Consider the following 14,097-nt stretch of genomic DNA (forward strand, 5'->3'; position numbering starts at 1 on the left):
AATACAGGCGATTGGAAATTTTTTTTGTCAATGTCAATAAACTGTCACTACTCAAGAGTAGTGTTTTTCTGTATAATTTGCCCTCAAATTTCAGGCGTTTCGAACTTTCATGTCAGATATCAAAAATCTCCGTAATATCGCAATTATTGCGCACGTCGACCATGGGAAAACCACACTTGTCGATAAACTACTTCAGCAATCAGGTGCTCTCGGTGACCGAGCAGGCGAGATTGAGCGTGTCATGGACTCGAATGCGCTTGAAAGTGAACGTGGTATTACTATTCTTGCAAAGAACACTTCTATTACTTGGTTAGATAAACGTACTGATATAACTTATCGTATCAACATCGTTGACACCCCGGGACACGCCGACTTCGGTGGTGAAGTAGAACGTGTTATGTCGATGGTTGACTGCGTATTGCTTTTAGTTGACTCTCAAGAAGGTCCAATGCCACAAACTCGCTTTGTGACACAAAAAGCGTTTGCTCGTGGTTTAAAACCAATTGTTATTATTAACAAAGTTGACAAACCAAGCGCGCGTCCAGACTGGGTTATCGATCAAGTATTTGATTTATTTGATAACCTTGGTGCAACTGATGAACAATTGGACTTCCCAATCGTTTACGCATCAGGTTTACGCGGTGTAGCTGGTCCTTCTCCAGAAGAACTTGCAGAAGATATGACTCCGTTGTTTGAAACGATTGTAGACATCGTTGAACCGCCAGCAGTTGATGCTGAAGGTCCATTCCAAATGCAGATTTCTTCACTTGACTATAACAGCTTCGTAGGTGTTATCGGTGTTGGTCGTATTCAACGTGGTTCAGTAAAATTAAACACTCCTGTTACTGTAATTGACAAAGAAGGCAATACACGTAACGGTCGTATCTTAAAAATCATGGGTTACCATGGTTTAGAGCGTATTGATGTTGATTCAGCATCTGCGGGTGACATCGTATGTATTACTGGTATTGATGCGCTTAACATTTCTGACACGATTTGTGATCCGAAAAATGTTGAAGCATTACCAGCTTTATCTGTAGATGAACCTACAGTATCTATGACATTCCAAGTAAACAACTCTCCGTTTGCTGGTAAAGAAGGTAAGTTCGTAACTTCACGTAATATCCGTGAACGTTTAGATCGCGAATTAATTCATAACGTAGCTTTACGTGTTGAAGATACTGACAGTCCAGACCGTTTCAAAGTATCTGGCCGTGGTGAACTTCACCTTTCAGTTTTAATTGAAAACATGCGTCGTGAAGGTTTCGAAATGGGCGTGTCACGTCCACAAGTAATCATGAAAGAAATCGACGGTCAAAAACAAGAGCCTTACGAAAACGTAACTTTTGACGTTGAAGAACAGCACCAAGGTTCTGTGATGGAACAAATGGGCTTCCGTAAAGGCGAAATGACGAATATGGAAGTTGACGGTAAAGGCCGTATCCGTATTGAAGCAACTGTGCCTTCACGTGGTTTGATCGGTTTCCGTTCTGAATTCTTAACCATGACTTCTGGTACAGGGATCATGACATCAAGCTTCTCGCATTATGGTCCAGCTAAACAAGGTACTGTTGCGAAACGTCAAAATGGTGTATTGATTTCAATGGTTCAAGGTACTTGCTTGGGCTATGCATTATTTACACTTCAAGACCGTGGTCGTTTATTTGCTAAACCACAGTTAGAAGTATATGAAGGCATGATCATCGGTATTAACTCTCGTTCAGATGATATGGTTGTTAACCCAACTAAAGCGAAACAGTTAACTAACGTTCGTGCATCTGGTACTGATGAAGCATTAACTTTAACACCTGCAATGGAATACACGCTTGAACAAGCACTTGAATTCATTGAAGATGATGAGTTAGTTGAAGTAACACCAAAATCAATCCGTATCCGTAAACGTTACTTGACTGAAAATGAACGTAAACGTAACCGTGATAAATAATTTTTCTTAAATGAAAAAGAAAAAACCGCTAAATTAATTTAGCGGTTTTTTTAATCGTTATATTTGAAGTTAAACTAAGCTTAAAATCATATTTTTCTTATCAGAGAATATGTTGTTAAAGTGTGAAATAGCTTTCTTTTTTTGATAAAAATATTAAATTATCAATATCATGGCGAGTACTATCTAAATCGATAAGATGCCAATGAAAAAGAAAAATATGACGTGTTTCGGCCCCCGACATCTGGAGATGTTTAGATGAGTATTATTCAAGAATTTAAAGAATTTGCCATTAAAGGCAATATGATGGATTTAGCCATTGGTGTCATTATTGGTGGTGCTTTTGGCAAAATCGTAGACTCTTTAGTAAAAGATATCATCATGCCGCTCATTAGTGTAATTACTGGTGGTGGTGTTGATTTCTCTCAAAAATTTATCGTACTAGGTGCAAATCCTAATAACCTACAATCTTTAGATGCTTTGCAAAAAGCAGGTATCAATGTATTGACCTATGGTAACTTCCTCACCATTTTAATTAATTTTATTATTTTGGCTTGGGTTGTATTTTTAATGGTGAAATTATTAAACAGACTTCGCCGTGATAAAAATGTACCAGAAGCTCCAGCTGCAACTCCTGAAGACGTGCAGTTATTACGTGAAATTCGTGATGAGTTGAAAAAGAAAGCTTAATAAAATTTGAAATAAAAAACGGTACCTAGAGTACCGTTTTTTATGACTAAGTATTTTATGTTGGACTAAAGATACTGATAAAATTTAAAGGCTACCGATAAGCTCAGCTATGCAGATTGTAAAAGGGGTATAAATAAATGAATCAGCTTTTTGTATATGGCACTTTATGTCCGAATAAAGCTAATGCTCATATTTTAGAGCAGATTGGTGGACATTGGACAAAAGCCAGTGTGCAAGGCGTGATTCATATTTTAGATTGGGGACCTGACAAAGGCTTAAAGGCAATCGTTTTAGACTCAAAAGCCAATTGGGTAGAGGGTTATCTGTTTAGCACCGAGAAACTGGCTGAAAATTGGCAGATGCTTGATGATTTTGAAGGTTTCCAATACCAACGTGTCATCGCAGAGGTGAAGCTTGAGTCAGGAGAAATGGTTAAAGCCTGGACATATCAATTGAATGCGCAGGCTCAAGCTTCTGAAAAACACAATTAAAATAATTGGATTAACGTAAACTGCCCATTCTGAATTTAACTTCTAACAGATGGTAGCCAAACTGGCTCTTTATTGGGCCTTGTAATACACGTTCAGCCGCAGTAAAAACGACTTTATCGATAACTGGCACTAATTGTCCTTTTTTTACTTCACCTAATTCACCACCACGTTTTGCTGAATTACATGTTGAATACTGCTTAGCCAGTTTGGCAAAGTCAGCACCATTTTGTAGCTTCTTTTTTAACTGTTCTGCTAAGTCTTTATCTTTGACTAGAATATGTCGGACGATAGCTGTTTGCATTTTGTCTTCCTCTATAAATTAGAGTTTATTTGGCTTTTTGAGGGGTTGGCACTGTGGGCAAAATACACTAGCACGCTGACCAAGTTTTAAGTTTTCTAATGGGGTTTCACAATTAACGCACATTTCTCCAGCACGACCATAAGCGAGTAGTGTTTGCTGAAAATAACCATTTTCACCCATGGCATTGCTGTAGTCTCGTAAAGTTGAACCACCCAAATCAATCGCTGATTTTAAAATTCGTTTAATTTCGATAACCAGTTTCTCGATCTGCTGAAAACTTAAGTCCCCAGCTGGCTGAGCAGGATGAACTCCGACATTAAATAAACTTTCAGTTGCATAGATATTGCCAACACCGACTACAACATGATTATCCATAATTGCAATTTTTGTGCCGACAGATTTATTTTTAAGTTTTGAAGCTAAATATTCTGCATTAAAGTCGGTACTTAAAGGCTCAGGTCCTAAAGTATCAATTAACTTGCCTTGAGTCTCACGGTTAAGCCAGAGAATACAGCCAAAACGACGAGGGTCGTGATAACGTAATTCATGTTCTTCAAAGCGAATGATGAAGTGATCATGTTTTCTCAGCTCATCATTTGGTTGGCACAAGCGGAAGCTACCTGACATTCCTAAATGCCAGAGCATTTGGTCTTGTTCAAACTCTGCCAAGATATATTTTGAGCGTCGATTTAAGCCAATAAGACGTTGTCCAATAAGTTTATGAACATCATCCGGAATCGGCCAGCGTAAGCTAGGATTACGGACTTCTACACTTTGAACTTTTTGATTCAATAGGGGGAATAAACTCGTTTTGGTTGTTTCGACTTCGGGTAACTCAGGCATCGCCAACTCGCAGAATTAACAGATATACTGGACTAATCAAGTATAAAGTGTGGTATGTAATATTTCAGAGCTTACTATGTCAGATATTTTACCACTAAGCTGGTTCCAACGAGAAACTTCAGAAGTGGCTTATGATTTGATCGGCTGTGTATTGTGTAAGCGACAGCCTGATGGTCAAATTATCCGCTGTACGATTAGCGAAACAGAAGCTTATTTGGGGGTTCGTGATAAGGCTTGCCATAGCTACAATGATAAACGTACCGCTCGAACAGATGTGATGTATGGCCATGGTGGTACGATTTACGTTTATTTAATTTATGGCATGTATGAAATGCTGAATATCATTACGCAAACGGAAGGTGTCCCTGAAGGCGTGATGATTCGGTCTGCATTTTTAAATGGCGCTTCAACCAAAAAAGAATATAAGCTTTTAGCTGGACCCGGCAAACTGACACGCTATTTAGGCATTGATCGAACTTTAAAAAGTCAGACTTTAGGTGAAAAATCTGGACTATGGATTGAAGCAGCATCAACGCAGCCTGAAGTGGTTATGACTCCACGCATCGGAATTGATTATGCCGAGGAAGCAAAAGATTGGCCAGAGCGCTATTGCTGGAAAGATCATCCATCTTTAAGCCGTTAGTTCAATTCTGAAAATCAATCTTTATATATCGAAAAGATTGTTCTAGATTTACAACAATGCAAATCGAATTCAATATCCAGACAAGACACCGCTTTTTGTTATGATAACTACAATATAAATAAAGGAAATAAGCATGTCCTTATTACGCTTAGATCGACTTCATTACTGTATTTTGATGGGTATGGGCTGTATTTCTAGTCCACTCGTTTGGGCAGAAGACTCAAATTCAGAAGTTGCCAAATTGCCAACTTTACATGTGGAAGCAACGCGTACTGATACCACTTATTTGCAAACACCTGCTTCCGTTTTTCGAATAGATGGGCCTCAAGCGGATACTTCTTCACAAGTCAATTTGACTGAAGTTGTGAAGGGAATACCGAGTTTACAAATTCGTAATCGTGAAAATTATGCGCAAGATTTACAGCTATCTATGCGTGGTTTTGGCGCACGTTCTACTTTTGGGGTAAGAGGTATTCGCCTATATGTTGATGGGATTCCTGCAACCATGCCAGATGGGCAAGGTCAAACGTCTAATATTGATTTAAGTAGTCTTGACCATGTCGAAGTGTTAACAGGTCCTTTTTCTTCACTTTATGGAAACTCATCGGGCGGGACAATTTTAACTTCTACTAAAGAAGGACAAGGGAAAGACTCAATTGAGCTGAGCTATTCGGGAGGCAGCCATGATAAAAGCCGAGCGGGACTCGTGCTACAAGGTGGGGCCAAGGGTGCAAATGAGCCAAGTTATGTTATTAGTTCATCGTACTTCAATACGGACGGTTACCGAGATCATAGTGGTGCAGATAAAGTATTAAATAATGCAAAGCTGAGTTGGAACCTTGATGATGGAAGCAAAATCAACTGGGTAACTAACTATGTCAAAATCAATGCAGATGATCCGCAAGGTTTAAATCATGCTCAATGGAATGCGAATCCCAAACAGGTTAATGATTCAAAAAATATTTACAAGGTTCGAAAAGATATTGAGCAAACTCAAACAGGGGTGACATGGTCTAAACCGATTAATGACCATAATGAGCTTTATGCCATGGCTTATTTAGGCAATCGCCAAGTCACTCAATATCAATCTATTCCTAAGTCGGCACAAGATGCCAGCATTAATCATGCGGGTGGAGTGATTGACTTTGAACGTAATTATTATGGTGCTGATTTCCGTTGGACAGGTAAGGAACTACTACCAAATACAACGGTGAGTGTGGGTGTTGCACTTGATGCGATGGATGAAGACCGTAAAGGCTTTGAAAACTTTAATTTAGTAAATGGGCAACCTTCTTATGGCGTTAAAGGTAAATTACGTCGTGATGAAGACAATACTTTGTGGAATATCGACCCATATTTACAAGCTTCATGGCAGTTTTTACCAACATGGCGTTTAGATACAGGCGTACGTTATAGCAATGTTCATTACAAATCTAAAGATCACTACTTAAGCAATGGCGACGATAGTGGCAAAATAGATTACGATAAAGTTTTACCTTCAGCTGCTTTAAGTTGGCAAATTTTACCTGAGCTTATGGCATATGTAAGTTATGCCAAAGGTTTTGAAACACCAACCTTTACTGAAATGGCTTATCAAACTGATATGACAAAGTCAGGTTTTAACTTTGATTTAAAACCATCAACCAGTGATACCTATGAAGCTGGCTTAAAGTCACAAAACCAATTAGGTGATTTTACTTTGGCAGTTTTTCAAACTAAAACCAAAAATGACATTGTTTCAGCGGGAAGTTCAAATGGGCGTGCAACCTTCCGTAATGCAGATAAAACTTTGCGTGAAGGCGTAGAGTTTGCATGGAATAAAAAGCTATGGCGTGATTTAACGGCTACTGCAAGTTATGCCTATTTAGATGCGACTTTTGATGCGGATATTCCAGCTTCTGGAGGTTCTACGCAAATTCCATCAGGGAATGCGATTCCAGGTATTGCTAAAAATCAGGCTTTTGTGTCGTTAGCTTGGCAACCTAGCCACGGCTTATATGGTGGTGTAGATGTACAGTATATGGATAAAGTATACGTGAATGATACCAACAGTGACGCAGCACCAAGCTACAGTGTAACTTCAGCAAACATTGGTTATGCATGGGATCTAGGCGATTGGAAAGTCAAAAGCTTTGCCCGTGTGGACAACTTGTTTGATAAAAACTATGCGGGTTCAGTCATCGTAAATGATGGTAATGACCGTTACTTTGAACCTGCTGATGGGCGTAACTGGAGTGCAGGTTTACGTGTAATTAAACAATTCTAGGAATTTAAAATGGCAAAATTATTTGAAATGATTAATTTTGATTCACTACAACTGGTCAATAGAATTGTAATTGCCCCAATGTGTCAATATTCGGCAACAGATGAAGGCGAAATTACCTATTGGCATGAGCAGCAATGGGCAAATTACGCGTTGTCTGGGGCTGGGTTATGTATTGTGGAAGCTACTGCTGTACAGGCGGAAGGTCGAATTAGTTATGCTGATCTTGGACTTTGGAATGATCAGCAACGTGACCAGATCAAAACTTTATTGGAGAAAGTCAAAACACTTTCTCCAATGCCATTTGGAATTCAGTTAGCGCATGCTGGTCGTAAAGCATCTACTGAAAAGCCTTGGTTAGGAAAAGGCCAAATTGCAAAAAATCAGCCACATGGCTGGCAAACCGTTGCACCAAGTACAAGCACCTTTTCTGTTCATGATGCAGCACCACATGCTTTAACCATTGCTGAAATTAAACAAGTTCAACAAGACTTTGCCGCTGCGGCAAAACGCGCAGTTGAAGCTGGCTTTGAGTTAATTGAAGTGCATGCAGCGCATGGCTATTTGTTGCATCAATTCTTATCGCCAATTGCAAATCAGCGAACAGACGAATATGGCGGTTCTTTAGAAAATCGTATGCGCATGACGCTTGAAGTACTTCAAGCAATTAAATTAGCTGTTCCTGAAGGATATCCAGTAGGAGTACGTCTATCCGCAACTGACTGGATGGAGGGTAATGAACAATGGGATATTGAATCTACGGTTGGTTTATCCAAAGCTTTAGAGCAGTTGAGTGCCGCTTATATTCATGTCTCTAGTGGTGGTTTACATGAACATCAAAACATTACCATTGGAGCGGGTTACCAAGTTCATTTTGCCGAACAGGTTAAAAAACATGTCTCTATTCCGGTCATTGCGGTTGGGCTGATTACAGAACCCAAGCAGGCAGAGGAAATTTTAACTTCAGGTCAGGCCGATGCAATTGGTCTTGCTCGTGCAATGTTATATGACCCGCGTTGGCCTTGGCATGCAGCGGCGGCTTTAGGAGCAGAAGTTAAAATTGCCCCTCAATATTTACGCTGCCAACCTCATGGGGTAAAACAGCTTTTTAATTCTTTTTAATTTTATCGGGCAAAGTGATCTTTGCCCGTTTTTCTTTAGATGAGTGAGGGTGGTCGGTGGTTTTTCAGGTTATTTTACCTATCTTGATATTATTGTTGATGGGCTATGTTTGTGTTCTTATCAAGTTGGTAACGCCTGAACAGATTAAGGCGCTTAGCGCATTTGTCATTAAAATTTCTTTACCGGCTTTTTTAATTCACTCTTTGGCAAATAAAAATTTACAAGACATTTGGCACCCAGCTTATTTTATTGCTTATGGCGGCGGTTCCTTAATTTTATTTTTATTAGCTTTTATTCTCTATCGAAAATATTTTAAAAATAGCTTAACCCATAGCGCTGTAATCTCGATGGGCGCATCGATGTCCAATACAGGATTTATGGGGACCGCTATTTTAACCATGCTGATTGGTAACCATGCTGCAATCTATATTTCTTTAACACTCATTATTGAAAATTTATTGATTGTGGCCCTCATGCTTATTTTGGCCGAAGCTGGGTTAAATCAACAACAAAATCTTTTACCGCTTTTAAAACAGACTTTTCTAAATTTACTCAAAAATCCTGTCATTATCGCTATTTTGGTTGGGATGGGATGCATTCTTTTAGATGTTCATCTTCCTACGACTCTTGACCAATCCTTAGAGTTGCTTGGGCGTACAGCTTCACCATTAGCTTTATTTGCGATTGGTGGCAGCTTAGTCGGGATTGGTATTACGAGTGTGAATATACAAAGCATATTGTTGGCTACCTTTAAAGTCATCTTAATGCCAACTGTGATTTTTTCACTCTTTTTGATCACCCCAAATGTAAGTCGTGAAATGCTTTATGCAGGAACATTAATTGCTGCTTTACCGATGCCGATTGCTTTCGGGATTTTTGGGCAAGCGTATGGCTTAAATGAAAAAGCATTAACGCCTTTAATGATTAGTACGATTGTTGGATTTATCGGGGTTAGCGGACTTATTGCACTTTGGTGGTAAATTAAAAGCTCCATAGAGGAGCTTCAAACTATTAGCTACTGTTTGGGTGCTGGTTGCGTGGGAGCATTTGCTGCCTGTTTACTTTTTTCTGCAATAATCTTATCAACTGAAGCTAAAGAGGCTTTAGCGTTGGGAACATTTTGATTGGCAAGTTCAGTAAAAATCTTTTTGGCCTCAGGCAAATTTTGCGGAATGATATTGCCATTAGCCATCATAGTCGCTAAAACCATAGACGCAGGGGCGTAACCTTTTTGCGCAATTGACTGTAGGGCTTCTATGCCTTGGCGTTTCATGAGTGGATTTTTATTTTCAACACCTTGGCTAATATCATAGAGCGCTTTTACCTGAATAGCAGGGTAGTTTCCTTTTCGAATTAAAGGTGCCAGTTTTTGAATAGCAATTTGATGCGACTGAGGTTTTTTCTGAGCAAATAAAATCGTAGCAATTTTTACAGTCGCCTCATCTGAACCTTGAGCTGAGGCTTTTTGAATATATTGACTAAATTTATTGCTGTCTTTAGCAAGGCCTAATTCACCTGTCTCATAGATTTGAGCGAGTGTATAACTGGCTTGTGCATACCCTTTATTAGAGGCATCTTCATAATATTTGATAGCTTTAGAAGAGTCTTTTGCTGTCCCTTGACCCATTTGAGTCATATAACCTAAGTTATAGATGGCCTGAGCATTGCCTGTGTGGGCGAGACGTTGCATTTCTTGAAAAGCAGCAGAATAGTTTTTTGCTGCATAAAGTTGTTCTGCCTGTTTAAATGCATCGGTCTTGTCAGTAGCGGCAGTGTTATCTGCTGCAAAAATTGATGCACTTGAAAGGGTGATTAGGCTTGCGATTAGTAATTTTTTCATTTCTTTTTAACCTTTTACTTCGTAGCTACATCATTCCGTTGATGCATTAAATAGTTTCAATTTCTCATCATAAATATTGATTGCTGAAAGTAAACAGCCGATTTGTATATAAAGCGCTGTACTTTGGGCAAAGTGTGGAAAAAAATACCCACTCATGTCAATAAAACAGAGCGGGTAAGATTCTTATTTTACTGACTGTAGCAATGCTTCAATCTGTTTTGCATCACTTGGTACGCCTGAGATTCTTTGGCCATTTTGCAAGAATAGGGTTGGTGTTCCATCTATATTTAGTTTTTGACCTAAAGCTATGTTTTTCTGAATTGGAGTTGAACAGTTTTTGCTGGTCGTAGGTAACTTACGGTTAAGCATATAGTTCGTCCAAGCTTCTCCTGGATTTTTTGAGCACCAGATTTGATTTGATACTTTTTCTGCATTTGGATGTAGGCTGGTAAGAGGGTAGAGGAAAACATATACCGTAACGTTATCAACCCCAACCATATTTTTTTCTAGCTGCTGGCAATATGGACAATCAGGATCAGTAAAGATATAGATCGTACGCTCGCCTTTTCCTTTTACATATTTAATGGCTTGATTGAGTGGCAAGCTTTTAACATCAATCTTCCCTAGCTCAGCAATACGTTCATCTGTCATATTTTTTTGTTGTTTGATATCGACTAAATTACCTACAAAAAAATACTTGGCATCTTGGTTGGTATAAACAATACGGCCGCTTGTATACACTTCATAAATGCCTTGTACAGGAGATTGGTAAACACCTTTTACAGGCAAATCCGGATAATTTGTCTTAAGATTTTGTTCAAGTGTTTTAACATCAGCATGAGCAGAACCGAAAAAAGCCAAACTCAACATGAGTGTAGCAAGTTTAGTTTTCATATTTTTACTCGTTAATTTCAACATGGTTAATGATGGCATATAAAACATAAAAAATTGATGTTCTAATCTAATGAATTCATTAGTATTTTGTATCTATAAAAAAGCCCGTAAAGCATTTTACGGGCTTTAAATGTGTCAAATATAATAATTATTGTGGTCTTGCGACATCGCCACTTAAGGCTTCTGGTAACTCAAGAACTTGAAGTCCTAGCTCTGTTAAAGCGGCAGGCTTTGCAACTACTAATGCGATGTATCCATTATTTGTTTGAGCACTATTTACGACTTCTATATCATTGTGCAGTTGAGTTGCTGAAGCAGGTGCTTCGCCTGTGCCTTGCACTAGGTGTAACCAGTGTTTCGGTTTTGCTTTAAACCAAAGACGCGCCACAATTTCTTGACCTAGGTAACAACCTTTATCGTAATTGACACCTTCACGTTGATGTAAACGCAATTCCTGTGGTTGGAACTCATGTTCAGTTGCTTGAGTAATCCATGCTTGGCCAGTCATAATGGCTTGCTTTTGCCATTCAGAAATATCAGTTTCTAGTGCAGAGAACTCAGTCTGATGACCGACAACTTTTGGAAAAGCAGGGCCTTGTTCACTCAAGGTCATTTTTGAAAAAGCACCAAATTTTTTAATATGTTTGGCAAACTCTTCGGCTTGATCTTGAGCAACTACAATTTCAAAACTTTCACCATTAATTTTTTTCAGCCATAACCCAAAGTGAATACGACCTTTAAGATCACAAATGGCTGTATAGCGAGTTTCATTTTCAGCTAAACGTTCAGTATCTACAGTAACTTGGCCTTGTAAAAACTTTTGTGCATCTACACCGTTTAATGCGTATGAGGAGAAAGCGAGCAGACTCATGATTAATCTCAAATTCAATATGTTTCTTTATGATTGCTGACTATTTTGCTCCATTTTTACTAAAAAATCAGCCATAGTTTTCGTAATTTGATTTTGCGTAAAACATAACTTTTTTGTTTAAGAAAACACCAAAAATATACGTTCGGATGGATCTGAAGGTTTAAGCTAATAAACATAATTTAGATAACTTAAATGGAATTAAAATAAGGAGAAGATGATGGCAACAGGAACAGTAAAATTTCATCGCGTGTTTAAAGCACCAGCCGAGCGAGTTTATCGCGCTTTTATCGATCCAGATGCTTTAGTAAAGTGGTTACCACCTCATGGCTTTACTGCAAAGATCCATAGTTTTGATGCAAATATTGGTGGCTCATACAAAATGAGTTTTACCAATTTTTCGACAGGTTCAACACACGCATTTGGTGGAACATACGTTGAGTTAGTTCCCAATGAATTAATTCGCTATAACGACCAATTCGACGATCCAAATTTGCCGGGAACCATGCAAGTCACTATTACATTAAAGACTGTATTGGTAGGTACAGAGGTCCACATTATTCAAGAAGGAATACCTGAAGCTATTCCCGCGGAAGCATGCTATTTGGGGTGGCAAGAGTCTTTGTCATTATTGACGCTATTGGTCGAAGCCGCTATTCCAGATCAGTAATGAGCTTGTTAAATTTGATTAACTTCATTGAAAGTGAGTAGAGAAAAAACTACTCACTTTTTCTTTTTTAATAACGAATGAAAAAGAACAAAATATTGAATGATCTTATAAAGCTCAAATTATTAGGCTCTTTAGTGAGAAAAAGTGATGGATATTCAAATTAAAAGAATTTATGAAAATGCTGACCCGAGTGACGGAAAACGAATTTTAGTTGATCGGCTATGGAGTAGGGGGATTAGTAAGGAAAATGCTCATTTAGATTTATGGCTCAAAGAAATAGCTCCTTCAACTGAACTTCGAAAGTGGTTTCATGCAGTGTTGTCTGAACAACATTGGCTCGAATTTAAACAACGTTATTTGCAAGAGTTAAAGACCAATCTGGCAGTGAAGGAGTTATGCGATATTGCTCTAAGTGAGAAAGTCACACTTTTATATTCAGCAAAAGACTCGGAACGAAATCATGCAATAATTTTGAAAGAATATTTGTTGAACAATAAATTAAAGTGAATATATAAATTTTTTTTTGGTAAAAGTCTCTTATTTAAAACTTTAAAAAATGAGTCATATCTCGCATAATATACTTTTTGAGATTTTTTTCATGTCTTTGCCAAATTGTCCAAAATGCCAATCAGAATATACCTACCAAGATGGCGACTTATTAATTTGTCCTGAGTGCTCAAATGAGTGGAAAGAAGGAGAAGCGTCGCTTACTGAAGAACAAGAAATTATTAAAGATGCAAACGGTAATGTCTTAGAAGATGGTGACAGTGTAACTGTCATTAAAGACTTAAAAATTAAAGGTTCATCTTCAGTGGTAAAAGTAGGTACGAAAGTAAAAACGATTCGTTTAGTTCCAGATGCAAGTGATGGCCACAATATCGATTGTAAAATCGACGGCATCGGTCAGATGAAATTAAAATCTGAATTTGTAAAAAAAGCTTAAATTGTTAATTTTAATTACATTTTGATAGGGATATATGTCTATATCTCTATCTTTTAAATTCCTAACATCATTATAATTTTATTACGAAAAAGTATAAAAAATGGTCTATTCAAAGAATGATTGCCCCTTTATATTGTCATAAATAACAAATAACTTTCGTCCAGAATAATAACGAAAGTCATACTCACACCAACAAAAAAATGAGGTTTTCATGGCAGGATGGTACGAAATTTCAAAAGCGAGTGATGGGCAATACCGCTTTATTTTAAAGGCAGGCAATGGTGAACCTATTTTAAATAGTGAGCTATATAAGGCAAAAGCCTCTGCTGTAAATGGTATTGAATCAATTCAAAAAAATAGTGGTGATGACGCACGATATGAGCGTTTAACAGCAAAGAATGGTAAACCTTATTTCAATTTAAAAGCTGCAAATCATCAAATTATTGGAACCAGCCAGCTCTATGCGAGTGAAGCTTCAAGAGATAAAGGAATCGAGTCTGTTAAAACCAATGGTTCATCGACGTCCATCAAGGACTTAACAGTTCAGGCATAAAATCGAGATAAAAAAAAGCAGCTTCTAAAAGCTG

General features: G+C 38.1%; 17 protein-coding genes. 11 read left to right on the plus strand and 6 right to left on the minus strand.

Going from position 1 to position 14,097, the window contains the following annotated elements; genetic code table 11:
* Positions 1–109: 109 nt before the first annotated feature.
* The 3 genes from typA to I5515_RS12830 all read left to right on the plus strand — a co-directional run bounded on the left by typA (position 110) and on the right by I5515_RS12830 (position 3,123).
* A complete protein-coding gene (typA, locus tag I5515_RS12820; RefSeq protein ID WP_199967512.1) occupies positions 110–1,945 on the plus strand; it encodes a translational GTPase TypA in 1,836 nt (611 codons plus the stop codon).
* Positions 1,946–2,200: 255 nt separating this feature from the next.
* Positions 2,201–2,632, plus strand: coding sequence for a large conductance mechanosensitive channel protein MscL (gene mscL / locus I5515_RS12825; RefSeq protein WP_199967513.1), 432 nt, complete (start codon positions 2,201–2,203; stop codon positions 2,630–2,632).
* A 137-nt stretch (positions 2,633–2,769) separates the two neighbouring features.
* Positions 2,770–3,123 (plus strand): gamma-glutamylcyclotransferase family protein, encoded by a 354-nt coding sequence (locus I5515_RS12830; RefSeq protein WP_199967514.1) that lies wholly within the window; start codon positions 2,770–2,772, stop codon positions 3,121–3,123.
* Positions 3,124–3,133: 10 nt separating this feature from the next.
* Here I5515_RS12830 and I5515_RS12835 read toward each other — a convergent pair whose 3' ends face one another.
* Both I5515_RS12835 and mutM read right to left on the minus strand, forming a co-directional pair.
* The gene (locus I5515_RS12835; protein ID WP_199967515.1) at positions 3,134–3,424 is read right to left on the minus strand and encodes a peptidylprolyl isomerase; all 291 of its coding nucleotides are present in this window, start codon (positions 3,422–3,424) and stop codon (positions 3,134–3,136) included.
* An 18-nt stretch (positions 3,425–3,442) separates the two neighbouring features.
* On the minus strand, positions 3,443–4,267 hold the full coding sequence (gene mutM / locus I5515_RS12840) for a bifunctional DNA-formamidopyrimidine glycosylase/DNA-(apurinic or apyrimidinic site) lyase (protein WP_199967516.1): 825 nt from the start codon (positions 4,265–4,267) through the stop codon (positions 3,443–3,445).
* A 76-nt stretch (positions 4,268–4,343) separates the two neighbouring features.
* Here mutM and I5515_RS12845 point away from each other — a divergent pair, with 76 nt between their 5' ends.
* The 4 genes from I5515_RS12845 (at position 4,344) to I5515_RS12860 (ending at position 9,275) form a co-directional block, all read left to right on the plus strand.
* Entirely contained in the window at positions 4,344–4,910 is a 567-nt protein-coding gene (locus I5515_RS12845; protein ID WP_199967517.1) for a DNA-3-methyladenine glycosylase, read from the plus strand.
* 133 nt (positions 4,911–5,043) lie between these two features.
* Positions 5,044–7,176: a TonB-dependent receptor gene (locus I5515_RS12850; protein ID WP_199967518.1), complete on the plus strand. Its 2,133-nt coding sequence runs from the start codon at positions 5,044–5,046 to the stop codon at positions 7,174–7,176.
* A gap of 9 nt (positions 7,177–7,185) precedes the next feature.
* The gene (locus tag I5515_RS12855; protein WP_199967519.1) at positions 7,186–8,295 is read left to right on the plus strand and encodes an NADH:flavin oxidoreductase/NADH oxidase; all 1,110 of its coding nucleotides are present in this window, start codon (positions 7,186–7,188) and stop codon (positions 8,293–8,295) included.
* A gap of 56 nt (positions 8,296–8,351) precedes the next feature.
* Complete coding sequence (locus I5515_RS12860) at positions 8,352–9,275, plus strand: AEC family transporter (protein ID WP_199967520.1); 924 nt, start codon at positions 8,352–8,354, stop codon at positions 9,273–9,275.
* Between the two features lie 35 nt (positions 9,276–9,310).
* On the opposite strand, the gene I5515_RS12865 is transcribed toward I5515_RS12860, so the two are convergent.
* From I5515_RS12865 to I5515_RS12880, 4 genes are all read right to left on the minus strand, one after another.
* The gene (locus I5515_RS12865) at positions 9,311–10,135 is read right to left on the minus strand and encodes a tetratricopeptide repeat protein (protein WP_199967521.1); all 825 of its coding nucleotides are present in this window, start codon (positions 10,133–10,135) and stop codon (positions 9,311–9,313) included.
* A gap of 183 nt (positions 10,136–10,318) precedes the next feature.
* Positions 10,319–11,029, minus strand: a complete 711-nt coding sequence (locus I5515_RS12870; RefSeq protein WP_199967522.1) for a DsbC family protein — start codon at positions 11,027–11,029, stop codon at positions 10,319–10,321.
* A 148-nt stretch (positions 11,030–11,177) separates the two neighbouring features.
* On the minus strand, positions 11,178–11,900 hold the full coding sequence (locus tag I5515_RS12875; protein WP_199967523.1) for a YgfZ/GcvT domain-containing protein: 723 nt from the start codon (positions 11,898–11,900) through the stop codon (positions 11,178–11,180).
* Positions 11,901–11,959: 59 nt separating this feature from the next.
* Positions 11,960–12,076 carry a hypothetical protein gene (locus I5515_RS12880; RefSeq protein ID WP_199967524.1) on the minus strand — a complete coding sequence of 39 codons (117 nt, stop codon included), beginning with the start codon at positions 12,074–12,076 and terminating at the stop codon, positions 11,960–11,962.
* A gap of 38 nt (positions 12,077–12,114) precedes the next feature.
* On the opposite strand from I5515_RS12880, the gene I5515_RS12885 reads away from it, so the two are divergent.
* The 4 genes from I5515_RS12885 to I5515_RS12900 all read left to right on the plus strand — a co-directional run bounded on the left by I5515_RS12885 (position 12,115) and on the right by I5515_RS12900 (position 14,063).
* Positions 12,115–12,567, plus strand: a complete 453-nt coding sequence (locus tag I5515_RS12885; RefSeq protein WP_199967525.1) for an SRPBCC family protein — start codon at positions 12,115–12,117, stop codon at positions 12,565–12,567.
* A 147-nt stretch (positions 12,568–12,714) separates the two neighbouring features.
* Positions 12,715–13,074: a DUF488 domain-containing protein gene (locus I5515_RS12890; RefSeq protein ID WP_199967526.1), complete on the plus strand. Its 360-nt coding sequence runs from the start codon at positions 12,715–12,717 to the stop codon at positions 13,072–13,074.
* Between the two features lie 91 nt (positions 13,075–13,165).
* Positions 13,166–13,510 carry a zinc ribbon domain-containing protein YjdM gene (locus I5515_RS12895; protein ID WP_199967527.1) on the plus strand — a complete coding sequence of 115 codons (345 nt, stop codon included), beginning with the start codon at positions 13,166–13,168 and terminating at the stop codon, positions 13,508–13,510.
* A gap of 211 nt (positions 13,511–13,721) precedes the next feature.
* Positions 13,722–14,063 (plus strand): YegP family protein, encoded by a 342-nt coding sequence (locus I5515_RS12900; protein WP_199967528.1) that lies wholly within the window; start codon positions 13,722–13,724, stop codon positions 14,061–14,063.
* The last annotated feature ends 34 nt before the right edge of the window (positions 14,064–14,097 follow it).

This window comes from Acinetobacter calcoaceticus, assembly GCF_016508255.1.
In the GTDB taxonomy this organism is placed as follows: domain Bacteria; phylum Pseudomonadota; class Gammaproteobacteria; order Pseudomonadales; family Moraxellaceae; genus Acinetobacter; species Acinetobacter calcoaceticus_E.